The following is a 25,487-nucleotide window of genomic DNA, read 5'->3' as shown; positions in this document are numbered from 1 at the left end:
TCGCCATGTACACGCAATCGTTCAGTGTGCCGGATGACACCGGCCAAAAACACATCAAGGCCGTGGCGGCTGTCGAACCGCCAGAGTTGATGGCGAAGTTCGATGCCCGCATCGATGCCGATGGCCGCATTGAGCCACAAGATTGGATGCCTGACGCTTACCGCAAAACGCTGGTGCGCCAGATCAGCCAGCACGCCCACAGCGAAATCGTGGGCATGCTGCCCGAAGGCAACTGGATCAGCCGCGCCCCCAGCTTGAAGCGCAAAGCCATTCTGATTGCCAAGGTGCAAGATGAAGGCGGCCATGGCCTGTATCTGTACAGCGCTGCCGAAACGTTGGGTACCAGCCGTGACCAGATGCTTGAAGCCTTACACAGCGGCAAAGCCAAGTACAGCTCCATCTTCAACTACCCCACGCTCAACTGGGCCGACATCGGCGTGATCGGTTGGCTGGTTGATGGCGCTGCCATCATGAACCAGGTGCCACTGTGCCGCTGCTCTTACGGCCCTTATGCCCGCGCCATGATCCGCGTTTGCAAGGAAGAGTCTTTTCACCAGCGCCAAGGCTATGAAGCCCTGCTGGTGATGATGCGTGGAACGGACGAGCAAAAAGCGATGGTGCAAGACGCCGTCAACCGCTGGTGGTGGAAGTGCCTGGCCATGTTTGGTCCACCCGATACCGACAGTCCGCACAGCGCCCAAGGGATGCGCTGGGGCATCAAGCGCGTCTCCAACGACGACCTGCGCCAGAAGTTCATTGATGCCACCGTGCCGCAGGCCAAGGTGTTGGGCATCACGTTGCCTGACCCCGACCTGAAGTGGAACGAAGAACGTGGTCATTACGACCACGGCCAGATCGATTGGGATGAGTTTTGGACCACGGTGAACGGACACGGCCCGTGCAACAAAGAGCGTCTCTCGACCCGCGTGAAAGCGCACAACGACGGCCAATGGGTGCGTGATGCAGCCCAGGCCCACGCCCGTAAACAGCAACAACGCGCAATGAAGGAAGCAGCATGAGCACCCCTGCACTGAAAGATTGGCCCCTGTGGGAAGTTTTTGTTCGCAGCAAGCAAGGCTTGGATCACAAGCACTGCGGTAGCCTGCACGCCTCGGATGCGCAGCACGCGCTGCAAATGGCTCGCGACGTGTACACCCGTCGCCAGGAAGGCGTGAGCATCTGGGTGATTCCTTCGGCGCAAATTACCGCCAGCAATCCTGATGACAAGGGCGAGTTGTTCGATCCAGCGGCAGACAAAATCTACCGTCACCCCACCTTCTACGAAATTCCCGAAGAAGTGGGGCACATGTAATCATGAGCGCAACCGCCAACTACCTGTTGCACCTGGCAGACAATGCCGTGGTGCTGGGCCAGCGCAACGCCGAATGGTGTGGCCACGGCCCCGTGATCGAAGAAGACATTGCGCTGGCCAACGTCAGCCTTGATTTGATTGGTCAGGCTCGTCTGCTGTACCAGCAAGCCGCTGTGGCCTTGGGTGGCGATACCACCGAAGACAAGCTGGCCTACTTCCGCGACGTGCCGGATTTTCGCAACTACACCTTGCTGGAACTGCCGCACCGCAGCGCCTTGGTGGGTTATGCCAAGTCTGATATGGACTATGGCACCACCATCGTGCGCAACTTCCTCTACAGCGCTTTGATGGTGCTGGTCTGGGAGGCCTTGCAGCAGTCCAAAGATGAGCAACTGGCTGCTATTGCTGCCAAATCGCTCAAAGAGGTGCGCTACCACCTGCGTCACTCGCGCGACTGGCTGATCCGTCTGGGCGATGGTACGGATGAGTCACACGCCCGCGTGCAAGCGTCGCTGAACCACCTGATGCCTTACACCGAAGAGTTCTGGACGGACAGCAACATTGAAAGCGCTGCCGTGGCCGCCGGTGTGGGCGTGAGCGTGGCCAGCCTGCGCGCACAGTGGGATGCGTTGGTGGACGACGCACTGGCTGAGGCCACCCTGGTGCGCCCCCAGTTCGAAGGCTATATCACCCAAGGCAAACACGGTTTGCATTCTGAGCATCTGGGCTTTTTGCTTACCGAGATGCAAAGTCTGGCCCGCGCTCACCCCAACGCTACTTGGTAAGCACCATGAATACCGTTGTCGCTCCTGCGGACGCCATACAGGCAGCCTGGGCTGCCCTGGAAGCCTTGGCCGATCCGGAAATCCCGGTGGTCTCGTTGCGCGAACTGGGCATTCTGCGCGATGTGCGCCAGGGCGCCGACGGGTTGGAGGTGGTCATCACCCCCACCTACAGCGGTTGTCCAGCGATGGGCCAGATTGAGGATGATGTGTACACCACCCTGCAAGCCGTTGGCTTGCAGGCCAAGGTGGTCACGCAATTGGCCCCGGCTTGGACTACCGACTGGATGACCGATATTGCCAAAGAAAAGTTGCGTGCCTACGGCATCGCGCCCCCTGGTCAACACTGTGCCAAAGGCCGTGAAACCGGTGAGAGCGTGCTGCGCTTTGTGCGCGGTGCCGCCGAGCCAGAACCGGCGGTACCTTGCCCGCACTGTGGCTCCAGCCATACCGTCGAATCCTCGCATTTTGGCTCCACGGCGTGCAAGGCGCTCTACAAATGCCTGGATTGCCAGGAACCTTTCGATTACTTTAAGCCGTATTGACGGCGTTATCAACGCCATTACCGGAAACGCCAGCATGTCTGCCCCCCATTTCCATGAACTCAAAGTCAAGCGCGTCAGCCCGGAAGCGGCTGGCGCGGTGGCCATCACTTTTGACATTCCGGCCAACCTGCGCGAAGCCTTCGCCTTTGAGCCAGGCCAGTTTCTGACGCTGCGCGCCACCATCAACGGCCAAGACGTGCGCCGCAACTACTCCATTAGCAGTCCTCGCAGCCGTCTGACCCGGCAAGGCGAAATTGAAGTGGGTATCCGTGCGGTAGAAAATGGCTTGTTTTCCAATTGGGCCACCACTGCTGTCAAGGCCGGTGATGCGCTGAGCGTGATGCCTCCCGATGGCCGATTTGTGGTGAAAAAGCAGCGTGCTCTGCACCGCGTGGGTTTCGCCGGTGGTTCGGGTATTACCCCGGTTCTGTCGATTGCCGCCACCACGCTGGAAGAGCAACCAGAGTCCAAGTTCACGCTGGTATATGGCAATCGGAACATGGCAACCGTCATGTTCAACGAAGCGTTGCAAGACCTGAAGGATCGGTTCGCTGGCCGCTTCACCATGATCCACATTTTGTCCAGCCAAGCCCAAGAAGTGGACTTGCTGCAAGGCTTGATCAATGGCGACAAGGTGCGCGCCCTGATTGACACCTTCTTGCCCGTCAAGAGCATGGACGAAGTGTTTATCTGTGGCCCTGAGCCGATGATGGATGCGGTAGAAAAAGCATTGGTAGATGCCGGCGTGCCCGCCAACCGCGTTTACAGCGAGCGCTTTAGTGCCGGTGCCCCTGCCGGTGCCCAAGTGGTGAGCATTGATGCGCCCAAGGCGTCGGCAGCGCGCACCGTGCAACTGACGATCGTGGTGGATGGCACAGAGCACCACATGACGATGGCTTCCTCCGAGCGGGTGCTGGACGTGGGGCTGGACGCTGGTCTGGATCTATCGTTCTCGTGCAAGGCCGGTGTGTGCTGCACCTGCCGTGCCAAGGTGTTGTGTGGTTCGGTCACGATGGACAAAAACTACACCCTAGAAGCTGATGAAATCGCCCAAGGCTTTGTGTTGAGCTGCCAAGCCCGCCCTACCAGCGAGCAACTCACCATCAGTTTTGACGAGCGCTGATCCACCACCTGCATGAACGGCGCCGGGATTTGAGAGGCTGTTTGAAACAATGCAGCCAAGTACTGATAAGTTAGCAGAACATTTCTCACAACCGGCGGTTGCCAGTGGCGCTGCTGTCCAAGGTAAGGTGATAGCGCTGTTCTGACGCAGGCAAGGACGTCAAAAGGCGCAAGCAACGTATTGCCGTAGATGCATAGGGCTTGATCTCTGCCATCGTTGCCTATTTGGCAGGCATTGAGAACGGAGTCGGGCATGTACGGTGCCGATGCTTCCGTTCGGCATTCTGTGTCGTCAGCGCAAGACATCTGCGGGTGGTGGCTGCGCCAGAAAATTCGTTGTTCTGCTGTAGCAGTGGGATTGCCCAGCGCGCCTTCGTCTGGCGAAACCTTGACTACCGACGCAGCCGTGATTGAGAGATTAATCTTTGGTAGTCCGGATGCATCATCAGGTCTGCAATAGCCTGCTGCTGGCACCAGGGACTTTCGCGGTATTTTTTCAGATAGCGTCCAGACCTGTGCAAAACAGGGGCAACATCACTGCACATTGACTACGATGTGCGCGGGTGCAGGGGAGCACCCATTCACGCTGCTTTTTTCGCCGCGTTGACTTTTCTATAAAACCATCCTCAAGGAGACAAACCATGAAAAAAAGCCTGACCCCCATCGCCCTGTTGGCCGCGGCCCTGCTGGCTGCCAGCGGCACCGCCTTGGCAGACATCACAGTAGGCGTTACCGTGTCGGCCACAGGCCCTGCCGCCTCGCTGGGCATCCCAGAGAAAAACACCATTGCCTTGATGCCCCGCACCATTGCCGGGCAGAAGGTCAATTACATCGTACTGGACGATGCCTCTGACACCACCGCAGCGGTGGGGAACACGCGAAAACTCATCAGTGAGAGCAAGGTGGACGTGATTCTGGGCTCCAGTACCACGCCCAACTCGCTGGCCATGATCGATGTGGTATCGGAAGCCAAGACGCCGATGATCTCCATGGCCGCCTCGGCACGCATTGTTGAGCCCATGGATGACAAGAAAAAATGGGTTTTCAAGACGCCGCAAAACGACATCATGATGTCTTTGGCCATTGTGGAGCACATGGCTGCTTCGGGTGTGAAAACGGTGGCTTTCATTGGTTTCTCTGATGCCTATGGCGAAGGCTGGTACCAGGAATTCAGCAAGGCTGCGGCCCTCAAGAATCTGCAAATCGTAGCCAATGAGCGCTACAACCGCACCGATACTTCCGTGACCGGGCAGGCCCTGAAGATGGTCTCAGCCAAGCCCGATGCTGTGCTGATTGCGGGTTCGGGCACCCCAGCTGCCTTGCCACAAAAAACGCTCAAGGAGCGGGGCTACGCCGGCAAGTTCTATCAGACCCACGGGGTGGCGAACGCTGACTTCCTGCGTGTGGGGGGCAAGGATGTGGAGGGCACTTTCCTGCCCGCAGGCCCGGTGCTGGTGGCTATGCAGTTGCCTGCCACCCATCCGGTGCGCAAATCGGCCAGTGCCTACGTGACCGCTTATGAAGCGGCCTATGGCAAAGGCAGCGTTTCTACTTTTGGCGCCCATGGCTGGGACGCTGGCGTACTGATGTCCGCTGCTGTTCCTGCGGCCCTGAAGAAAGCACAGCCCGGTACGCCCGAGTTCCGTGCCGCCCTGCGTGATGCACTCGAGCAACTCAAGGAAGTTCCGGGTGCGCACGGCATTTTCAGTATGTCTGCCAATGACCATCTGGGCCTTGATCAGCGCGCCCGCGTGATGGTGAAGATCGAAAACGGCGCCTGGAAATACCAGCCCTGAGACTGACCCGCCCGGTGTATAGGGCATCACCTGCGTTGCCTGCTGGCCAGGTCGCAGGTGTGCCTAGCTGCGCCGGGCACTTCACAGAAAGTCGAACATGGATTTCCAGATTGCCTTGCTGCTGGGGCAGGACGGCATCGTCAATGGCGCCATTTATGGATTGATGGCGCTGGCGTTGGTGCTGGTGTTTTCTGTCACCCGCGTGATTTTCATTCCGCAGGGTGAGTTTGTGGCCTTTGGTGCATTGACGATGGCCATGCTACAGGCGGGGCGTGCCCCCGCCACCCTGTGGCTGTTGCTGGTGCTGGCAACTGCCGTATTGGTGGTGGAAGCGTGGCGCTGGAAGAGTGGCGCAGCGGTCAATTGGCCTGCGGCGTTGTTCTGGTGTGTGGGTTTGCCTGCGCTTGCGTGTGTTCTGGTGTTGGGCTGGAAGCCTGTCTCCATGGCAGCCCAGGCCCTGGTTACGCTCGTGCTGATTACTCCACTGGGGCCGTTGCTGTATCGGCTGGCATTTCGTCCGCTGGCCGATGCGTCGGTGCTGATCTTGCTGATTGTCTCGGTGGCATTGCATGGCATCCTGGTGGGGTTGGGTTTGCTGTTCTTTGGCGCCGAAGGCTCGCGTACACCGCCTTTTTCCGAGGCACGGTTTGAGTTGGGCAATATTCCTGTATCCGGTCAGTCGCTGGTCGTGCTGGGCGTGACGCTGGTGCTGGTGCTGCTGCTGTTCCTGTTTTTTGGGCGCTCCATGGTGGGCAAGGCGCTGCGCGCTACTGCCATCAACCGTGTTGGGGCCCGGTTGATGGGCATTCCCACCGATATGTCGGGGGATGTGAGCTTTGCTTTGGCCGCCCTGATTGGCGGGGTTTCAGGCTTGCTGATTGCGCCGTTGACCACGGTGTATTACGACACCGGATTTCTGATCGGCCTCAAGGGGTTTGTCGCTGCGATTGTGGGTGGACTGGCCAGTTACCCATTGGCACTGGCGGGTGCGCTGCTGGTGGGGCAACTGGAAGCGTTCGCCTCATTCTGGGCCAGCGCATACAAGGAGGTTTTGGTGTTCACGCTGATTATTCCGGTGCTGTGGTGGCGTTCCCTCAACAGCCGCCATGTGGAGGATGAAGAATGAGTACGCCCGTTAAACCCATCGCTCCTTCTGTGGCACCGCTGGCCCCGGCCCCCGCACGTGGCTTGCTGACGCCCACCCAGTTGACGCTGGCGTGTGTGGTGATTTTTGCGCTGTGCTGGGGGGCATTGCCCGACTTCACCATTGTCGTGATGAGCTATATCGGCCTGTATGCGATCGTGGCGGCGGGTTTGGTCATGCTGACGGGTGTGGGTGGCATGACCTCTTTTGGCCAAGCTGCCTTTGTCGGTATGGGCGCTTATGCCACCGCCTGGGTGTGTACTGCACCTACATCCGTCCAGGCATTGGGGGGCATCGTTGGTATGGGCAGCCTGCCTTGGGTGGGCCTGGCGTTGGGGCTGGCATTGACGTTTGCCGTAGCGTGGGCACTGGGCTCTGTGACGCTCAAGCTGTCGGGGCATTACCTGCCGCTGTGCACGATTGCTTGGGGGCTGAGCCTGTATTACCTGTTTGGCAACATGCAGTTCTTGGGGGGGCAGACGGGTATCACGGGGGTTCCACCTTTGGTCGTGGCAGGCTGGTCGTTGGCATCACCCCGGGCGCTGGGTGTCGTTATCTGGGCAGTGCTGCTGGTGTCGCTGTGGTTGCTGCACAACCTGCTCGATTCGCGCGAGGGCCGCGCTATCCGTGCCCTCAAGGGCGGACGCGTCATGGCCGAGTCCATGGGCGTGGATACTGCCCGTTATCGGATCAAGCTGTTTGTGCTGGCCGCTTTGATGGCGGCCATCTCTGGCTGGCTGTATGCCCACCTGCAGCGTTTTGTGAACCCCACCCCGTTCAACCTGAACATCGGTATTGAGTACCTGTTCATGGCCGTAGTGGGGGGGGCGGGCCACCTCTGGGGGGCTGTGTTGGGAGCGGCGGTCATCACGTTGCTCAAGGAAAAATTGCAAGACCTGCTGCCCTCGCTGCTGGGCACCAGTGGCAATTTTGAGGTCGTGGTGTTTGGGTTGCTGATGGTTTTTGTACTGCAACGCTTTGCCGATGGCATGTGGCCGACACTGCAACGTTTCACAGCGCGTTTGCTGCGTCCCAGCGCTCCTGCTGCATTGCACCAGGCAGTGTCTTTGGAGCAGCGCACGTTGCCTGCGCCAGGCACAGTGCTGTTGCAAGCCAGTGCAGTCACCAAGCGGTTTGGAGGGCTGGTGGCCAACAATGCGGTCTCTATGGACGTCAAGGCCGCAGAGGTACATGCCCTGATTGGCCCCAACGGCGCTGGTAAGAGCACGTTTTTCAACATGATTTCAGGCGTGGACGACCCCACGCAAGGCGAGATACGGCTGATGGGGCAATCCATGCACGGCCTGCCATCGCGCGCTTTTGCTGCGCTGGGCCTGGGTCGTACATTCCAGCATGTGCGTTTGCTGGGCCAGCGCAGCGTGGTGGAAAACGTTGCGCTGGGGGCGCACCGCCGCGCACGGCGCGGCTGGCTGGCCTCCATGCTGCGCCTGGATAGAGGGGAAGAGGCCGCCTTGCTGGCTGAAGCGCGGCGCCAGATTGAGCGCTGCGGTCTGGGCGCGCATGCCGATGTACCTGCTGCCTCATTGGCACTGGGGCAGCAGCGCATCGTCGAGATCGCCCGGGCACTGGCCGCGCAGCCTGCGGTGTTGCTGCTGGATGAGCCCGCAGCCGGTTTGCGCCATCTGGAAAAACGCGCGTTGGCCGAACTGCTGGTGCAGTTGCGCGCTGAAGGGCTGGGCATTCTGGTGGTGGAGCACGACATGGAGTTTGTGATGAACCTGGCCGATCGCATCACGGTGCTGGAGTTTGGCACCGTCATCGCGGAGGGGACGCCTGCACAGGTACAGGTCAACCAGCGTGTGCTGGACGCCTATCTGGGCGGGGGTGACGATCTGGCCAGCGGGGTGACCGTATGAGCACGTTGCTGCAACTGCAAGACCTGTGTGTTTCCTATGGAACGGTGGAGGCCGTCCATGGCGTTCACCTGGAGGTCAATGAAGGCGAGATCGTGACCGTTATCGGCCCCAACGGCGCGGGCAAGACCACGCTGCTGTGCGCTGCCATGGGTTTGTTGCCCGCGCGCGGCACGATCGCACTGGACGGCGAGCGTATTCTCCGCCCCAGTGTAGAGGCCATGGTGGCCCGTGGCGTTGCCCTGGTGCCTGAAAAGCGTGAGCTGTTTGGCGAGATGTCTGTTGAAGACAACCTGCTGCTGGGCGGGTTCTCGCTTTGGCGGCGTGGACAGCGCGACCAGGCGCAGCGCATGCAGGAGGTGTTCGATATCTTTCCGCGCCTGCGCGAGCGCCGTACACAAATGGCGTCCACCCTGTCAGGGGGCGAGCGCCAGATGCTGGCCATCGGGCGCGCCCTGATGGCCCGACCTCGTCTGCTGATGCTGGATGAGCCGTCCTTGGGACTGGCGCCGTTGATCGTGCGCGAAGTGCTGTTGGTGGTGGCATCGTTGCGCAAGCTGGGCGTCTCGGTATTGCTGGTCGAGCAAAACGCCCGTGCTGCGCTGCAAGTGGCTGACCGCGCCTACGTGCTGGAGATGGGGGCGGTGGCATTGTCTGGCCCGGCTGCCGATTTGTTGCACGATCGGCGCATCATCGACACTTACCTGGGCTTGGGGCACGCTGCCAAGTCTCCGGCTACATAAAAAGTGCGGGAGCCCTTGCCGGGCCCAGCCAGCCTGGGCAGGCTGGTGGTGCGGCGAGGGCTCCCGCTCTGGAGTAGCGCTGGTGTCGCCTCAGTCAGCGTAGGTGCCTGCGGCCTTGATGACGGCACCCCATTTGTCGATTTCTGCCTGCACAAACTTTTTGTGTTCGGCCGGTTCGATGCGCTTGTCGGTGGCCACCACGGCGCCCAGTCCCTCTTGCTTCTTGATGAAGTCGGGGTCTTTCAGCGCCACTTTCAGTGCGTCGTTGATCTTCTTGACCACCTCGGCAGGCGTGCCTTTGGGTGCGTACAGACCGTGCCAGATCGTGACCTGGAAGTCTTTGAGCCCCGACTCGGCCAGCGTGGGCAGCGCCTTCAGTGATGGCGTGCTCAGCCGTTGCATGGTGGTCACAGCGTAGGCCTTGACCTTTTTGGTTTCGATTTGCTGCGTGGTGTTGGTGGTCTGGTCGCACAACAGGTCGATTTGGCCGCCCATCAGGTCGGTGATGGCGGGTGCTGCGCCCTTGTAAGACACGGCAGTCATATCGGTCTTGATAGCGCTTTGGAACATCAGGCCGCACAGGTGCGAGGCCGATCCCAGCCCGGCGTTGCCCAGATTGATCGCGCCCTTGTTTTGTCCCATCCAGGCCAGCAGCTCCTGGTAGTTGTTGGCGGGCAGGGTGGGGCGCCCAATCAGCGTCATGGGCACGTCGTTGATGATGCCCAGGTATTCAAAATCGTTGGCGACGTTGAAGGAGAGTTTGCGGTAGAGCGCCGGCATGGTGGACATGCCAATGTGGTTGAGCAGCAGTGTGTAGCCATCGGGTGTGGCGCGCGCCACGCGGGCGGTGCCAATCGAGCTGCCTGCGCCCGCTGTGTTGTCCACCACGACGGTGGCGCCCAGTGGCTTGCGCAGCGCTTCAGCCAGGTCGCGGGCCACGCGATCGGTGGGGCCGCCCGCCGTGAAGGGCACGACCAAGGTGATGTTTTTACCCGCAGTAGGAAAGCTTTGTGCCTGGGCGCCTGCGGCCAATGCGGCAGCAGCTGCCACCAGAGTGATTTTCAGCATAGGTTGCATGGGTGTTCCTTGATATGAGCCGCGATGATAAACACCTGTTTCGGCCTTGGCATCGAGGAAAGCACTGAGCAGATCCGTATTTTTGATACAGCGCATTTTTAGTACAAAAAATGCCCTGAAGCCACGCGGGTAGAGCGCTACAAGCTATGAATAAGTGAGTGTTTTCGCGTTGGCGAAAACACCCGGCGCCATGCTTTAGCGGTAGCTGCGCGCGTCCTCGATCACTTTGCCGTCGTTGGGCAGCGACCCTGGGGCGACCAGCTCCACCTCGCCGCGCAGTTTGGTCACTTCGCGGATGGTGTCTTGCAGCCGTTCGGCCAGGCCACCGGCAAACTCGGCAGTTTCGGCGCGCAGCACCATCTGGTCGTTGGCCATTTCGCCCGTGACCACGAGGCGCGCACGCAGCACCTGCGGAAAGCGCGCTGCAATGGCGGCCACCTGGGCCGGGTGGATGAACATGCCGCGCACCTTGGTGGTCTGGTCGGCCCGTCCCATCCAGCCTTTGATGCGGGTGTTGGTGCGCCCGCTAGGGCATTGACCGGGCAGGATGGCCGAGAGGTCGCCCGTGCCAAAGCGGATCAGCGGGTAGTCGGGGTTGAGCGTGGTCACCACCAGTTCGCCCACTTCGCCCTCGGGTACGGGGTCGCCGGTGCCGGGGCGCACGATCTCGACGATCACGCCCTCATCGAGCACCAGGCCCTCGCGGGCCGCTGTTTCGTAGGCGATCAGGCCCAGATCGGCGGTGGCGTAGCACTGGTAGCCCGCCACGCCGCGCTCGGCCAGCCAGTCGCGCAGGCTGGGCGGAAAGGCCTCGCCCGAGAGCAGGGCTTTGGTCACGCTGGGCAGGGGCTGGCGCAGTTCAGCGGCTTTTTCCAGAATCAGCTTGAGAAAGCTGGGGGTGCCGATGTAGCCGGCCGGGCGCAGTTCTGCCATGGCCTGCACCTGTTGCTCGGTCTGGCCGGTGCCGCCGGGGAACACAGTACAGCCCAGCGCATGGGCGCCGCTTTCCATCATGGAGCCCGCTGGCACAAAGTGGTAGCTGAAGCTGTTGTGGATCAGCTCTCCCGCGCGAAAGCCTGCGGCGTACATGGCACGGGCCATGCGCCAGTAGTCGGGCCGGGCACTCTCGGGTTCATAGATCGGGCCGGGGCTGCAAAACACCCGCGGCATGGCGGCGCCAAAGCCGATGGCGCTGAACCCGCCAAACACGTTGTCTGTGCGCAGGGCCTGCTGGCGTTCCAGCAGCTCGTATTTGCGCGTCACCGGCAAGCGGGCCAGGGCGGCGCGGCTGGTGACGCTGGCCGGGTCCACGTCGGCCAGGATGGTGCTGAAGGCCGGTGCGTTGCTGCGCGCGTGCGCTATCTGGGCGGGCAAGGCGGCCAGCAGCGCTGCCTCGCGCTCGGCGGGGGCACGGGTTTCCTGGGTGTCGTAAAAAGAGGTCATGGTGAGCGGGCAAGGGTGGGTGAGCGTGGGAAGTGCTGTGGCAGGGGGGCAGTTTTCAGGCCAGCCAACGCTTGCGGCGTTTGTAGCTTTTCACGTCCTTGAAGCTCTTGCGCTCGCCGCCGCCCACGCCCAGGTAAAACTCTTTCACGTCTTCGTTGCTGGCCAGGTCGCTGGCAGCGCCGTCCATCACCACGCGGCCCGATTCCATGATGTAGCCATAGTCGGCGTATTTCAGCGCCATGTTGGTGTTTTGCTCGGCCAGCAGAAACGTCACTTTTTCTTTGGTGTTCAGGTCTTTGACGATGTTGAACACTTCTTCCACGATTTGTGGGGCCAGGCCCATGGAGGGCTCATCCAGCAGCACCATGCTGGGGTTGGTCATGATGGCGCGGCCAATGGCGCACATCTGCTGCTCGCCGCCCGAGGTGTAGGCCGCCTGCGAGGTACGGCGCGTTTTCAGGCGCGGGAAGTAGTTGTAGACCTTCTCCAGGTTGGCCGCAATCTCGCCCTTGCTGGTGCGGGTGTAGGAGCCCGTCATCAGGTTCTCTTCGATGGTCAAGTGGGCAAAGCAGTGGCGCCCTTCCATGACCTGCACCACGCCGCGCTTGACCAGGTCAGCGGGCGAGAGGTTTTCGATGCGCTCGCCACGCAGCTCAATGGAGCCTTTGGTGACTGCGCCGCGTTCGCCCGCCAGCAGGTTGGAGATCGCGCGCAAGGTGGTGGTCTTGCCCGCGCCGTTGCCGCCCAGGATGGCCACGATGCCCCCTTCGGGCACCTGTAGCGAGACCCCCTTGAGCACCAGGATCACGTGGTTGTAAATGACCTCGATGCCGTTGACGTTCAGGACAATGTTTTGCTGTTCCATAAGGTTTCTCTCTCTGTGCCAATTGACAGGGCTGGCCCGCAGGCCTGTCAATTGGCGGCTCGCCAGGAGCCGCCAGGGCCTGCCCACCGCAAGGCGGGCAGGGGTGTGTCGATCAGGACTGGCAGTCGGCTGCGTCGCGGCGTGTCAGCTTCTTGTCGGCCAGGTACTTGTCCGAGCCAGCCTTGATGAGGGGCTTGAGGATTTGCTCATCGGACTGGTACCAGTCAGAAGTGATGTTCCACTTCTTGCCGTCCCAGGTCTGCACGCGCGCCCAGGTCGAACCCATGTGGTCGGCGCAGCTGGTGGACAGGGGGCGCATCAGGCCGGTAAAGCCCATGGCGTCGAGCTTTTTCTGGTCGAGGTTCAGGTTTTCCATGCCCCAGCGCACTTGTTCGCCGGTCATGACCTTGCCCTTGCCAAAGCGCTCTTGCGCGCGGCGCACGGCTTCCACACCCAGCATCTGGATGATCACGCCGCGTGTGTACAGCACCGAGCCCACTTCATCCTTGGCGCCTGTGCCCTGGCCCTTGTCGTGGACGTGCTTCATGATGTCCTGGATGACCTTGGACTGGGTGCCGTAGCCGTTCAGGGCCAGGGCCTGGTAGCCCTTGGCGCCTTCGCCCACATCACGCACATCGGGCTCGGCACCGGCCCACCACACGCCGTACAGCTTGTCGCGTGGGAAGCCTGTGGCTTGCGCTTCTTTCAGGGCGGTGGAGTTCATCACACCCCAGCCCCACAGCATCACGTAGTCAGGGCGGCTCTGGCGCACTTGCAGCCAGGTGGCTTTTTGCTCCACGCCAGGCGCGGTCACGGGCAGCATTTGCAGCTCAAAGCCGTGCATCTTGGCGCGCTCTTGCAGCAGCGGGATGGGCTCTTTGCCAAACGGGCTGTCGTGGTAGACCAGCGCAATCTTCTTGCCCTTGAGTTTGTCCAGGCCGCCAGCGTTCTTGCCGATGTGCTGGATCAGGATGTCGGCACCCGTCCAGTAGCTGCCCATGTAGGGGAAGTTCCACTTGAAGGCCATGCCGTCAGCTGCCACCGACAGACCGTAGCCCAGCGTCATCAGCGGGATTTTGTCCACAGGGGCTTTTTCGGTCAGGGCAAAGGTGATGCCGGTGGCCTGGGGATCGAACAGGGTCACGCCAGGACGGGTTTTCAGGCGCTCGTAGCACTCCACACCCCGGTCGGTGGCATAGCCGGTTTCGCATTCTTCGAACGTGATCTTGACGCCATTGATGCCGCCATCGCGCGCATTGATCATCTTCAGGTAGTCCTGCTTGCCGTTGGCCCAAGGGGTGCCGTTGGGCGCATAGGGGCCGGTGCGGTACGACAGCAGCGGGAAGAACTGCTCTTTGGCCTGCGCGATGGCGCTGGTCACGGACGATGCACTGGCCGCCACGACGGCAACAGCGAGCACGATTTTGGAAAGCTTCATGGATGTCTCCTTGGTATGAATGTGGCTAAGCACGGGGGAAAACTCAATGGGGGAATGGCCAGAGGCGCATCTTTTGCTTGCCCATAGACCACAGCTTGGCCAAGCCGTGGGGCTCGACGATGAGGAACCAGACGATCAGGCCGCCAAAAATCATCAGCTCGGCGTGCGAGACGCCAGCGGTAGAAATCTCGATGCCGAACAGACCCAGCAAGGCGGGCAGGAACTGGTTGAGCACGATGGGCAGCAGCACGATGAAGGCGGCGCCAAAGAAGCTACCCATGATGGAGCCCATGCCGCCAATGATCACCATGAACAGCAGTTTGAAAGAGATGTCCACCGAGAAGGCGGCAGGTTCCCACGAACCCAGGTGTACAAACGCCCAGAGCGCACCGGCCATGCCGATGATGAAGGAGCTGACGGCAAAGGCGGACAGCTTCGCGTACATGGGGCGGATACCGATCACGCTGGCGGCCACGTCCATGTCACGGATAGCCATCCATTCGCGGCCAATGGCGCCGCGCACCAGGTTCTTGGCCAGCAGGGCAATCACCACGAGCAGGAACAGGCAGAACAGGTACTTGGCCATGGGGCTTTCAATGGGCATGCCCAGCACTTGCAGGTGGTTGACCGACACCGAGCCCGAGTCGGAGTTGTTGGTGAACCACTTGATGCGCAGGAACATCCAGTCGCTGAAGAACTGCGCGGCCAGCGTGGCCACGGCCAGGTACAGACCCTTGACACGCAGGCTGGGCAGGCCGAACAAGATGCCGAAGAACGTGGCGCACAGGCCGCCCAGAATGAGTGCCGGAATCAGCGGCAGGCCCGGAAAGCGAACGAAGAAGTTGAACGCCCCGTAAGCGCCCACGGCCATGAAGGCGCCCGAGCCCAGCGAGATCTGGCCGCAGTAGCCCACCAGAATGTTCACCCCCAGCGCGGCCAGCGACATGATGACCAGCGGGATGAGGACAGCGGTGTAGAAATAGTTGCTGGCCAGCAGCGGCACGGCAATGAAGGCAAAGGCCAGCAGCAGTGCAATGCCCACCCGGTCTTGCGTGATCGGGAAGATTTGCTGGTCGGCGCGGTAGCTCGTCTTGAACTGGCCGTTTTCGCGGTAAAGCATGTTTTATGTCTCCTTGTTAGCCATCAGGGGCATGATCTTTTGGCTACGGGCACTGCGTGCCCTTCGCCGAAAAATCATTCTTCGCTGCGCGAAGCACCCTTCGGGCGGATCGTGTGTTTCACACCCGATCAATGATTTTTTCACCGAACAGCCCTTGCGGACGGAACAGCAGGAAGGTCAGTGCCAGCACGTAGGCAAACCAGATCTCGATACCGCCGCCCACGTAAGGGCCCAGGTACACCTCGGAGAGCTTCTCGCCCACGCCGATGATCAGGCCGCCGATGATGGCGCCGGGCACCGAAGTGAGACCGCCCAGAATCACCACCGGCAGGGCGCGCAGCGCCACGGTGGTGAGCGAGAACTGCACACCCAGCTTGCTGCCCCAGATCATCCCGGCCACCAGGGCCACGACACCGGCCACGCACCAGACGATGACCCAGATGCGGTTGAGCGGAATGCCGATAGATTGCGCCGCCTGGTGGTCATCGGCCACAGCGCGCAGGGCGCGGCCCGTGGTGGTCTTCTGGAAGAACACACTCAGCAGCACCACCAGCGCAGCGGCGATGGCAGCGGCATACACGTCTTCCTTGTTGACCAGCACGCCCCCCGGAAACACCGAGTCGAGCATGAAAATCGGGTCTTTGGGCATGCCGATATCAATTTTGTAGATATCGCTGCCAAAGATGGTCTGGCCCAAGCCTTCCAGGAAGTAGGTGATGCCCAGCGTGGCCATCAGCAGCGTGGCGCCTTCCTGGTTGACCAGGTGGCGCAGTACCAGGCGCTCAATCACCCATGCCACTGCAAACATGAAGATGCCTGCAATCACAAAGGCCAGCAGGTTGGCCAGCAGCATGCTGTCGATGCCCGTCCACTTGGGGATCCATTCGGCAAAACGGGCCATGGCCAGCGCTGCGAACAGCACCATGGCGCCTTGCGCGAAGTTGAACACGCCAGAGGCTTTGTAGATCAGCACAAAGCCGAGCGCCACCAGCGAATACAGCATGCCGGCCATCAGGCCGCCAATCAGGGTTTCAAGAAAAAATGCCATTTTTTGTTCTCCCGGCTCAGTGGCTCGTGCCCAGGTAGGCGCGGATCACGTCTTCGTTGTCACGGACTTCTTCGGGGGCGCCGTCGCCGATTTTTTTGCCGTAGTCCAGCACCACCACGCGGTCAGAGATGTCCATCACCACGCCCATGTCGTGCTCGATCAGCACGATGGTGGTGCCGAACTCGTCGTTCACGTCCAGGATGAAGCGGCACATGTCCTGCTTTTCCTCGACGTTCATGCCGGCCATGGGCTCGTCCAGCAGCAGCACTTGCGGCTCCATGGCCAGGGCGCGGCCCAGGTCAACGCGCTTTTGCAGGCCGTAGGGCAGCTGGCCCACCGGCGTTTTGCGGAAGGCCTGGATTTCCAGGAAGTCGATGATGTGCTCGACAAACTCGCGGTGTTTTTCTTCCTCGCGCTGGGCTGGGCCGATGCGCAGCGCCTGCATGAACAGGTTGCTTCTGATCTTCAGGTTGCGCCCGGTCATGATGTTGTCGATCACGCTCATGCCCTTGAACAGCGCCAGGTTCTGGAACGTGCGGCCAATGCCCATCTCGGCCACCTGGCGCGAGTTCATGTGGGCAAAGGTCTGACCGCGGAAGGTGATGGAGCCTTCCGAGGGTGTGTACACGCCGTTGATGCAGTTGAGCATGGAGCTCTTGCCAGCGCCGTTGGGGCCAATGATGGAGCGGATCTCGTGCTCTTTCACGTTGAAAGAGATATCGGTCAGCGCCTTCACGCCACCAAAGCGCAGGCTGATGTTCTTGACGTCGAGAATGACGTCGCCAATCTTCTTGGTGCTCATGGGTGTGTCTTTAGGCAGCGGCTTTCACCGGGGTGAATGTTTTGGCGTCCGAGAGCTTGAGCGTGGCACTGACACTGCCCGTGCGACCGTCTTCGAACTTGACCTGGGTTTCGATGTATTGCTCGGTGCGGTTGGCATAGAGCGCATCGACCAGCACGCCGTACTTGTCGGCGATAAAGCCCCGGCGCACTTTGTTGGTGCGGGTGAGTTCGCCGTCATCGGCGTCCAGCTCCTTGTGCAGGATCAGGAAGCGGCTGATCTGGCTGCCTGCCAGCAAGGTGTCGTTGGCCAGGTCGGCATTGACCTTTTCCACGCACTCGCGGATGAATTCGTACACCTCAGGCTTTTGCGCCAGATCGGTGTAGCCCGCATAGGGAAGATTGCGCCGCTCAGCCCAGTTGCCCACGGCATCGAAGTCGATGTTGATCATCACGCACACGCGCTCGCGGCCATCGCCCAGCGCCACCACTTCCTTGATGTGCGGGAAGAACTTGAGCTTGTTCTCGACGTACTTGGGGGCAAACATGGCACCGTCGTTGGGGCCGCCCTTGATGCGGCCCACGTCTTTCACGCGGTCGATGATCTTGAGGTGGCCGTTGGCGTCCAGGAAACCGGCGTCGCTGGTGTGGTACCAGCCATCGGGTGTCAGCACCTCGGCGGTGGCGGCGGGGTTCTTGTAGTACTCCTTGAGCAGGCCAGCGGACTTGACCAGGATTTCGCCGTTGTCGGCCAGCTTGATCTGCACGCCCCGGATGGGCACGCCCACGGTGTCAGCACGGGCCTGGTTGTCGGGTTGCAGGCAGACGAACACGGCCGTTTCGGTGGAGCCGTAGAGCTGCTTGAGGTTGATGCCGATGGAGCGGTAAAAAGTGAACAGGTCAGGGCCGATGGCTTCGCCCGCCGTGTAGGCCACCCGCACCCGCGAAAAGCCCAGGTTGTTGCGCAGCGGCCCGTACACCAGGAAGTCGCCCAGCGCGTACTTGAGCTTGTCGAGTGCGCCCACGTTTTCGCCGTCCATCAGCGCCGGGCCCACACGCTTGGCCACGTTCATGCAAGCCTCGAACATCTTGCGCTTGAGGCTGCCTGCGTCTTCCATGCGGATCATCACGCTGGTCAGCAGGCCTTCGAAGATGCGCGGGGGTGCGAAGTAGTAGGTGGGGCCGACTTCTTTCAGGTCGATGGTCACGGTGCTGGCCGATTCGGGGCAGTTGACCACGTAGCCGCAGGCCAGCCACTGTGCGTAGCTGAAGATGTTCTGGCCAATCCAGGCCGGTGGCAGGTAGGCCAGCACTTCTTCGCTGCTGGTGAGCTTGTCGAACTCGGCGCCCGCCGTAGCGCGGTCGAGCAAACTGCCGTGCGTGTGCACCACGCCCTTGGGGTTGCCGGTGGTGCCCGAGGTGAAGAACATGGCGGCCACATCGTCGGGCTGCACCTTGGCCACTTCAGCGCGGAACCATTGTGGGTTTTTGCGGGCGAATTCGCTGCCCGATTCGATCAGGGTGTCGTAAGACGCCAGGCCTTCTTCGCTGTATTTGCGCAGTCCGCGCGGGTCGTCGTAGTAAATGTGGGAAATGCCGGGGCAGCGGTCGCGGATTTCGAGCAGCTTGTCTACCTGTTCCTGGTCTTCGACCACGGCAAAGCGCACTTCAGCGTTGTTCAGGGGGAACACGCATTCGGCGGCCACGGCATCCTGGTACAGCGGCACTGGAATGGCGCCCAGCGACTGCGCTGCCAGCATGGTGGCGTACAGGCGGGGGCGGTTGGCACCGATCACCACCATGTGTTCACCACGGCGCAGGCCCGCCTGGTGCAGGCCGGCAGCGACCTTTTCTACCAAAGCAGTCAGGGCAGTCCAGGAGTAGGGCTGCCAGATGCCATATTCTTTTTCGCGCAGCGCCGCGGCGTCGGGGCGCTCGGCAGCATGCTTGAGCAGCAGTTGCGGGAACGTGGTCTTCATTCCGGGTCCTCAAAAGTTCAGGGAGGCAGGCCCGTAGGGCTTGCGGTGGCGGGCCATGGGCCTGCAGTTTCCCTTGCATGGTAGGCCGTACTTTGACGTCAATTTGTCTTTGTGGCGACAATTTGCGGGTTTCCCCGGGTCGGGTAAAACCCTTGTGTGCGCGCAGTTTCTCAGCGGATCAGGCGGCCATCGCGCCCCACCACGGTCAGCTCCACAAAGCGCGATGCATTGCGCTCGGGGGTGGTGGCGTTGATCTCGAATCCCCCCAGGTCCAGCTTTTTCAGGCTCCAGGTGGCGTCGATGAAGGCGGCGCGCGTGGGGTTCTTGCCTGCGCGCTGCAAGGCCTCGGCAAACACCCGGGCGTTGATGTAGCCCTCCAGCGCGATGTGCGATGGTTCGGCGTTGGCGTCCAGCGCCCGCCAGGCCTTGAGGAAGTCGCGTGCCACGGCGGTGGCGGCGTTGGTGGGCACGGGCACCACCTGCGAGATGGCCATGCCGGTGGCGTCCTGCCCCAGCGCCTTGATGTTGGCGCTGGTGCCCAGCACCGAAACGGCATACAGGCTCACTCCCCGGCGCGCTGCGCGAAAGTGTTTGACAAATTCCAGTGCAGGCTTGCCTGCCAGCCCGACCAGCACCGCTTCGGGGCCGCTGTCGGCGAGTTTGTGGGCCGCTGTCTTGGCGTCCGAGGCATCGCTCTCGACCGTGGCCGAGACGGCATCGGGCAGGCGCGCACGCACCATGGCCTGCTGCGCGCCGGTGAACACTTCGCGGCCAAAGGTGTTGTTCTGGTAGGCAATGCCGATGCGCTTGATGCCAATGGTGGCCAGGTGCTGCACCAATTTGTCGGCCTCTTCGGCGTAGCTGGCGCGGATGTTGAAGATGTGCCGCGCCCCAGCCACGCGCGAGACCTGGCCGCCGGTGTAGGGCGCAAAAAACGGCATGTTGCCGTTGTTCAGCTTGGGCAGCATGGCCTCGACCATGGGTGTGCCAAAGCAGTTGAACAAGGCAAAGCAGTCGGGGTCGGCCAGCAGCTGCTCCAGGTTGGACAGGGCGCGCGGCACCTCGTAGGCGTCGTCCAGGCTGTGCAGCTCGATAGGGCGGCCATGGATGCCGCCGCGTGCATTGATGACCGCCAGCGCCGCCTTGGCGCCTTGTTGCAGGGCGGTGCCCAGGTCGCCCAGTGGGCCGCTCAGGGCGGTGGTCTGGCAGATTTTCAGGGGCGTCTCCTGCGCCCGGGCACTGTGCATGCCCACCCAGGGCAGTGCCAGCGCAGTGCCCAGCAGGCGCCGGCGTGCAGGCGAGGCGGGGGTGGCAGGGCCAGCGGCGCAGGCCGGGGCACAAGGTGCGTCAACAAGGTGGTGCATGGTGGTCGGGTTCCTGAATCCTGAAGAGAGGAGGGGGCCGCAAGGCAGCGCAGGCGGCCATCATGGGCCAGTGTGCAGTCAGAGTTTGTCTTGCAGCTGACAATCTGGCTCGTGGAAATCCCGTAGCCGTGGCGCTGCCGACGGCCTGTTTTTGTCTCGCGCACCCGTTGAACCATGCATGAACTTTCGCTGCACCAGCGCCGCCGTTTGCCACGCGCTGAAGAAATCGATGGCATCCCCTGGCTGGCTGCGTTGCGGCCTGCCGAGCGTGAGCGGGCCGTGGCCTCGCTGCTGGTGGGAGACGCCAGCGCGGGCGACTATGTGTGCCGCGTGGGCAAGCCGGTGACGTACTGGTTTGGTGTGGTGGAAGGGCTGCTCAAGATGAGCGCCGACAGTGCCGACGGCGCCTCCATGACCTTCACCGGCGTACCGCCGGGCGGCTGGTTTGGCGAGGGCACGGCCCTCAAGCGCGAGCCCTATCGCTACAACATCCAGGCGCTGCGCAAAAGCGTGGTGGCGGGCCTGCCCATAGACACCTTTCACTGGCTGCTGGACCACTCGATCGGCTTCAACCGCTTTGTGATGAACCAGCTCAACGAGCGGCTGGGCCAGTTCATTGCCGCGCGCGAGATCGACCGCCTCAACAACCCCGACGTGCGTGTTGCGCGCAGCCTGGCGGCGTTGTTCAACCCGGTGCTCTACCCCAGTGTGGGCGAGGTGCTGCGCATCACCCAGCAAGAGATGGCCTACCTGGTGGGCCTGTCGCGCCAGCGGGTGAACGAGGCATTGGCCATGCTGCAAGCGCAGGGCGTGATCCGCGTGGAGTATGGTGGCCTGCGTGTGCTGGACCCCGATGCGCTGCGCTCCAGCATATTTCATTAAAAACGGCCTCTAGGCCAATGTGGATGGGCGCAAGCAGCTATTCAATTGGTAGCAATTTCATCGCTGCAAATGGCCTTCGTGGGGCTGTGCATCAGGTATAACCAACGCACTTGCTGCAAGGAGTTTTTCCATGACGTGGATGTTTGTGCCGGTGCGTCACCGGTTTTCCCTGGCGGTGCTGCCTGCACTGCTGGCGGGCTGTGCCAGCCTGACCACTCCCCCGGCGCCAGTGCGCACCGAGGTGGTGCTGGCCGTCACGGCATCCATGGAGCTGCTCACGTTCAACGCGGGCCAGCCCGCACACATCTTGCAGCGCACGCCCATCACCGGCCTGCCTGCGGGCGATGCGCTGGTGGGCATCGACTACCGCGTGGCGCGGGGCGTGCTGTATGCGCTGTCGCAGGCGGGGCGCCTGTACACGCTGGACGCCCGCAGCGGTGCCTTGCAGCCCGTGGGCGCAGGTGCCTCGCTGGCGTTGCCGCAGGGCGCTTTTGGCATGGACTTCAACCCCACCGTCGATCGCATCCGGGTGGTGGGCCCCGGCGGCCTGAACCTGCGTCTGCACCCCGACACGGGCGCGCAGGTCGATGGCGATGCCGCCCAGAGCGGCGTGCAGCCCGATGGCGCCCTGCACTACGCTGCGGACGACGCCCACGCAGGCCAGCGGCCCGACATCGTGGCCGCCGCCTACACCTACAACACCCGCAACGAGCAGCTCACCACCAACTACGCCATCGACCGCCGCCAGGGCACGTTGGTCATGCAAGGCTCGCTGGAGGGCGCCGTGCCCGTGGTATCGCCCAACACCGGCGCCTTGCGCACCGTGGGCGCCCTGGGGCTGGGGCCGCTGGCCGATGCGGCGTTCGATATTTCGGATGTGTCCAACACCGCGCTGGCGGCGCTGCGCACCGGGGGCTATGCGCCCACCCGGCTCTACCAGATTGACCTGGCCAGTGGCCGCGCGACGGCGCTGGGCACCGTGGGCGATGGCGCAGCGCTGCTGGGCATCGCCATTGCGCCATGAGGTGCGCAGGCATGGGCACCCACATGGGTGCAGTCCTGCTGGGGTGCGCTGGGGCACTGCTGGCCGCCAGCGCCCAGGCCGCCGATGTGCAAGTGCAAGTGCAGGACGCCAGTGGCCGCAGCGTGGCCGATGCGGTGGTGTTTCTGGAGTCTGAACAGGCGCGCCGCCAGGTGCGCCCCGTGGCGGGCCTGGAGATGGCGCAAAACCACAAACAATTTGTGCCCCAGATACTGATCGTGCCGGTGGGCAGCGAGGTGCGCTTTCCCAACCACGACACGGTGCGCCACCATGTCTATTCGTTCTCGCCCGCAAAGAAGTTCGAGCTCAAGCTCTACGCAGGTACGCCCGCCCAGCCGGTGCGCTTTGAGCAAAGCGGCGTGGTGGTGCTGGGCTGCAACATCCATGACCAGATGGTGGGTTGGGTGCTGGTGCTCGACACCCCCTACTACGCCCAGACCAGTGCCAGCGGTCAGGCGGCCCTGAGCGCCGTGCCCGCAGGCCGCTACCGGCTGCGCACCTGGCACGCCCGGTTGCCCGCAGGGGCGCCAGTACCCGAGCAGGCCCTGGAGGTATCTGCCTCCGGTGCCACCGCCCTGGTGCGGCTGGCGGAGCTGGCACCTTGAGCGCGCTGCACGTAGGTTGGCAGCGCAGCCTGGTGGTGCGGCTGGTGGGCATGTCTTTGCTGTTGCTGCTGTTGGTGCAGGTGGCCGGATTTGGCGTAGTGCGCGCCGCCATCGAGCGCAATGCACGCAGCCAGATTGCCCGCGCGCTGGACACCGATGAAAACGTCTGGCGCCACCTGCTGGCGCAAAACGCCGATCGTCTGCGCCAGGGTGCCACGCTGCTGGCGGCAGACTACGGCTTTCGCTCGGCGGTGCATTCGGACGATCTGGACACCATCGAATCGGCCTTGCAAAACCACGGCCTGCGCCTGGGCGCTTCCGTCACTGCGCTGCTGGACACGGGCTTGCAACTGCGCTCGGTCAGCCGCGCCCAGGGCATGGGCGACCTGCAAGACGCGCTGGCGCAGATGCTGCCCGTGCTCTCGGGCACGCAGCAAGGCAGCCATATCGCGGTGGTAGACGGCTTGCCCTACCAATTCGTGCTGGTGCCTTTGAAGGCGCCCGTGCTGGTGGGCTGGGTGCTGATGGGCTTTCCGGTACACCAGGCGCTGGCCGATGAAATGCACCAGCTGCTGTCGGTGCAGGTGGCGCTGCGCGTGCGCGCAGCCGATGGCGCCTGGGCCGTGCCCGTCAGCACCCTGCCCGAAGGTGCGTTGCAGATGCTGCGCGCACAGACCGGCCCCGTTACCGAGCTGGCCAGTGTCCAAGGCACCTTGCTGGCGCGTGCCAGCGCCCTGGCCGATGGCCAGGCGCAGGCGCTGCTGCTGCGCTCGGTCGATGAGGTCGTGGCCCCGTACCGCCAGTTGCAGGTGCTGCTGGCCATCATCACCGTGGTGGGTCTGCTGCTGGCCGCGCTGGGCAGCGGCCTGATGGCGCGGCGCGTCACCACGCCGCTGCGCTCGCTGGTGCTGGGCACCCAGCGCCTCTCGCGCGGCGAGTACGACGTGCCCGTCGAGCACACCGACCGCAACGACGAGGTCGGCTACCTGGCCCGCTCGTTTGACCACATGCGCATCGGCATTGCCGAGCAGCAAGCCGAAATCCGCCACCTGGCGTACTGGGATCGCCTCACCGGCCTGCCCAACCGCGAGCGCTTTCGCGACACCGTGTTGCAGGCCATCGAGGCCCACGCTGCCTACACCACGCAGGCCATGCCGCTGGCGGTGATTACGCTCGACCTCGACCGCTTCAAACACGTCAACGACGTGCTGGGCTACGCCTTTGGCGATCAGTTGCTGCAAGCCGTGGCCGACCGCCTGCGCCAGCAGGTCATGGCCCACGGCGACATGGTGGCGCGCCTGGGCGGCAACGAATTCGCCCTGCTGCTGCGGCGCACCGACGCGTCTGCCGCGCTGGAAGTGGCGCGGCGCATCGCCCACGCCTTTGAAGAACCCCTGGCCTTTGGCGAGCAAACCGTGGACTTGAGCGCGGGCATGGGCATTGCCTGCTGGCCCACCGATGCCGCCGATGTCGATACGCTGCTGAGCCACTCCGAGGTGGCCATGTACGCCGCCAAGCGCCGCCTCGATGGCCCCCAGCTCTACGACGCGGCACTGGACTCGGCCAGCGCGCAAACCCTGTCGCTGCTGACCGAGCTGCGCCGCGCCGTCGAGCAAAACGAGCTGCGCCTGTACCTGCAACCCAAAGTGGCCTTGCAAGGCGGCCACGGCCTGGCCGCCGAAGCCCTGGTGCGCTGGCAGCACCCGCAGCGCGGCCTGGTGCCGCCTGCCGAGTTCATCCCGTTTGCCGAGCAGACCGGCTTTGTGCGCCAGCTCACGCTGTGGATGTTCGATGCCGCTGCCCGCTTGCTGGCCGACGAGCGCACGCGGGGCATGGGGCTGCGCATTTCGGTCAACCTGTCCACCCGCGACCTGCTCGACCCCGCCCTCAGCGTGCGCCTGGGCGCCATGCTGGTGCGCCACGGCGTGCAGGCCAGCGCTTTTTGCCTGGAGATCACCGAAAGCGCCATCATGGACGACCCCCAGCGCGCCGAGGCCATGCTCAACCGCCTGTCGCAGCAGGGCTTCAAGCTCTCGATCGACGACTTCGGCACCGGCTACTCCTCGCTGGGCTACCTCAAGCGCCTACCGGTCGATGAGCTGAAAATCGACAAGTCTTTTGTCATGGGCATGCAGACCGATGAGAACGATGCCACCATCGTGCGCTCCACCATCGACCTCGCGCACAATCTCGGGCTCACGGTGGTGGCCGAGGGAGTGGAGAACGCCGCCATCCTGGAGCGGTTGCGTGCGCTGGCCTGTGATGAAGCGCAGGGCTACCATATCGCCCGCCCCTTGCCGGTGGATGCCTTTCTGGCCTGGCACGCACAGCAGACCTGAGGCGATGCCTATGCCCGGCCCATCCGCCCGGTTTATTTATGCCAAATCCGTGCCCAGCCCTTGCGTGGTGGGCGCGACCAGCTATCAAATTTGAAATTTATGTCCTCTGCCGCCCGCCCTCCCCGGGGCTCTGATGCCCCGCTGACCGCCGCCGCGCCAGCGCCCGGGGGCCAGTCTGCGCGGCCCG

The 25,487-nt window shown here is 62.7% G+C and carries 22 protein-coding genes; 13 read left to right on the top strand and 9 right to left on the bottom strand.

Features of this window, described 5'->3' with window-relative positions; all coding sequences use genetic code 11:
- The first annotated feature begins 5 nt into the window (after positions 1-5).
- The 9 genes from paaA to EV674_RS10810 all read left to right on the top strand — a co-directional run bounded on the left by paaA (position 6) and on the right by EV674_RS10810 (position 9,318).
- Complete coding sequence (gene paaA, locus EV674_RS10850) at positions 6-1,019, top strand: 1,2-phenylacetyl-CoA epoxidase subunit PaaA (RefSeq protein ID WP_119013394.1); 1,014 nt, start codon at positions 6-8, stop codon at positions 1,017-1,019.
- Positions 1,016-1,312, top strand: a complete 297-nt coding sequence (gene paaB, locus EV674_RS10845) for a 1,2-phenylacetyl-CoA epoxidase subunit PaaB (RefSeq protein WP_119013393.1) — start codon at positions 1,016-1,018, stop codon at positions 1,310-1,312. The genes paaA and paaB overlap by 4 nt, the downstream gene beginning before the upstream one ends.
- 2 nt (positions 1,313-1,314) lie before the next feature.
- Positions 1,315-2,097 carry a 1,2-phenylacetyl-CoA epoxidase subunit PaaC gene (gene paaC / locus EV674_RS10840; protein WP_119013392.1) on the top strand — a complete coding sequence of 261 codons (783 nt, stop codon included), beginning with the start codon at positions 1,315-1,317 and terminating at the stop codon, positions 2,095-2,097.
- Between the two features lie 5 nt (positions 2,098-2,102).
- The gene (gene paaD / locus EV674_RS10835; protein ID WP_119013391.1) at positions 2,103-2,639 is read left to right on the top strand and encodes a 1,2-phenylacetyl-CoA epoxidase subunit PaaD; all 537 of its coding nucleotides are present in this window, start codon (positions 2,103-2,105) and stop codon (positions 2,637-2,639) included.
- Positions 2,640-2,673: 34 nt separating this feature from the next.
- A complete protein-coding gene (locus tag EV674_RS10830; protein ID WP_119013390.1) occupies positions 2,674-3,762 on the top strand; it encodes a 2Fe-2S iron-sulfur cluster-binding protein in 1,089 nt (362 codons plus the stop codon).
- Positions 3,763-4,402: 640 nt separating this feature from the next.
- Entirely contained in the window at positions 4,403-5,557 is a 1,155-nt protein-coding gene (locus tag EV674_RS10825; protein WP_119013389.1) for an ABC transporter substrate-binding protein, read from the top strand.
- Between the two features lie 97 nt (positions 5,558-5,654).
- Positions 5,655-6,683 (top strand): branched-chain amino acid ABC transporter permease, encoded by a 1,029-nt coding sequence (locus tag EV674_RS10820; RefSeq protein ID WP_119013388.1) that lies wholly within the window; start codon positions 5,655-5,657, stop codon positions 6,681-6,683.
- A complete protein-coding gene (locus tag EV674_RS10815) occupies positions 6,680-8,578 on the top strand; it encodes a branched-chain amino acid ABC transporter ATP-binding protein/permease (protein ID WP_119013387.1) in 1,899 nt (632 codons plus the stop codon). Before EV674_RS10820 ends, EV674_RS10815 begins: the two co-directional genes overlap by 4 nt.
- Complete coding sequence (locus tag EV674_RS10810; RefSeq protein ID WP_119013386.1) at positions 8,575-9,318, top strand: ABC transporter ATP-binding protein; 744 nt, start codon at positions 8,575-8,577, stop codon at positions 9,316-9,318. The genes EV674_RS10815 and EV674_RS10810 overlap by 4 nt, the downstream gene beginning before the upstream one ends.
- 90 nt (positions 9,319-9,408) lie before the next feature.
- Here the strand turns inward: EV674_RS10810 and EV674_RS10805 are convergent, their stop codons facing one another.
- The 9 genes from EV674_RS10805 to EV674_RS10765 all read right to left on the bottom strand — a co-directional run bounded on the left by EV674_RS10805 (position 9,409) and on the right by EV674_RS10765 (position 20,432).
- Positions 9,409-10,395 (bottom strand): tripartite tricarboxylate transporter substrate-binding protein, encoded by a 987-nt coding sequence (locus tag EV674_RS10805; protein WP_119013385.1) that lies wholly within the window; start codon positions 10,393-10,395, stop codon positions 9,409-9,411.
- A gap of 195 nt (positions 10,396-10,590) precedes the next feature.
- On the bottom strand, positions 10,591-11,838 hold the full coding sequence (locus EV674_RS10800) for a phenylacetate--CoA ligase family protein (RefSeq protein ID WP_119013384.1): 1,248 nt from the start codon (positions 11,836-11,838) through the stop codon (positions 10,591-10,593).
- Between the two features lie 55 nt (positions 11,839-11,893).
- Positions 11,894-12,703 carry an ABC transporter ATP-binding protein gene (locus tag EV674_RS10795; protein WP_119013383.1) on the bottom strand — a complete coding sequence of 270 codons (810 nt, stop codon included), beginning with the start codon at positions 12,701-12,703 and terminating at the stop codon, positions 11,894-11,896.
- Positions 12,704-12,815: 112 nt separating this feature from the next.
- Positions 12,816-14,141, bottom strand: a complete 1,326-nt coding sequence (locus EV674_RS10790) for an ABC transporter substrate-binding protein (RefSeq protein ID WP_119013382.1) — start codon at positions 14,139-14,141, stop codon at positions 12,816-12,818.
- Between the two features lie 43 nt (positions 14,142-14,184).
- Positions 14,185-15,261 (bottom strand): branched-chain amino acid ABC transporter permease, encoded by a 1,077-nt coding sequence (locus tag EV674_RS10785; protein WP_119013381.1) that lies wholly within the window; start codon positions 15,259-15,261, stop codon positions 14,185-14,187.
- Between the two features lie 118 nt (positions 15,262-15,379).
- Positions 15,380-16,309, bottom strand: a complete 930-nt coding sequence (locus EV674_RS10780; RefSeq protein ID WP_119013380.1) for a branched-chain amino acid ABC transporter permease — start codon at positions 16,307-16,309, stop codon at positions 15,380-15,382.
- A gap of 16 nt (positions 16,310-16,325) precedes the next feature.
- On the bottom strand, positions 16,326-17,111 hold the full coding sequence (locus EV674_RS10775; protein ID WP_119013379.1) for an ABC transporter ATP-binding protein: 786 nt from the start codon (positions 17,109-17,111) through the stop codon (positions 16,326-16,328).
- A 10-nt stretch (positions 17,112-17,121) separates the two neighbouring features.
- Positions 17,122-19,068, bottom strand: coding sequence for an AMP-dependent synthetase/ligase (locus EV674_RS10770; RefSeq protein ID WP_119013378.1), 1,947 nt, complete (start codon positions 19,066-19,068; stop codon positions 17,122-17,124).
- A gap of 170 nt (positions 19,069-19,238) precedes the next feature.
- On the bottom strand, positions 19,239-20,432 hold the full coding sequence (locus EV674_RS10765; RefSeq protein WP_119013377.1) for an ABC transporter substrate-binding protein: 1,194 nt from the start codon (positions 20,430-20,432) through the stop codon (positions 19,239-19,241).
- Between the two features lie 174 nt (positions 20,433-20,606).
- Between EV674_RS10765 and EV674_RS10760 the strand changes: the two genes are divergently transcribed.
- The 4 genes from EV674_RS10760 (at position 20,607) to EV674_RS10745 (ending at position 25,300) form a co-directional block, all read left to right on the top strand.
- On the top strand, positions 20,607-21,314 hold the full coding sequence (locus EV674_RS10760) for a Crp/Fnr family transcriptional regulator (RefSeq protein WP_119013376.1): 708 nt from the start codon (positions 20,607-20,609) through the stop codon (positions 21,312-21,314).
- Positions 21,315-21,444: 130 nt separating this feature from the next.
- Positions 21,445-22,338, top strand: a complete 894-nt coding sequence (locus EV674_RS10755; RefSeq protein WP_241524942.1) for a DUF4394 domain-containing protein — start codon at positions 21,445-21,447, stop codon at positions 22,336-22,338.
- Positions 22,339-22,349: 11 nt separating this feature from the next.
- On the top strand, positions 22,350-22,961 hold the full coding sequence (locus EV674_RS10750; protein WP_241524941.1) for a methylamine utilization protein: 612 nt from the start codon (positions 22,350-22,352) through the stop codon (positions 22,959-22,961).
- 50 nt (positions 22,962-23,011) lie between these two features.
- Positions 23,012-25,300 (top strand): putative bifunctional diguanylate cyclase/phosphodiesterase, encoded by a 2,289-nt coding sequence (locus EV674_RS10745; protein ID WP_119013422.1) that lies wholly within the window; start codon positions 23,012-23,014, stop codon positions 25,298-25,300.
- Positions 25,301-25,487 lie beyond the last annotated feature (187 nt).

Origin of the sequence: Simplicispira metamorpha, from assembly GCF_004341365.1 — a bacterium.
GTDB classification, from domain to species: Bacteria; Pseudomonadota; Gammaproteobacteria; order Burkholderiales; family Burkholderiaceae_C; genus Simplicispira; species Simplicispira metamorpha.
This window is presented reverse-complemented; position numbering and strand designations above follow the sequence as displayed.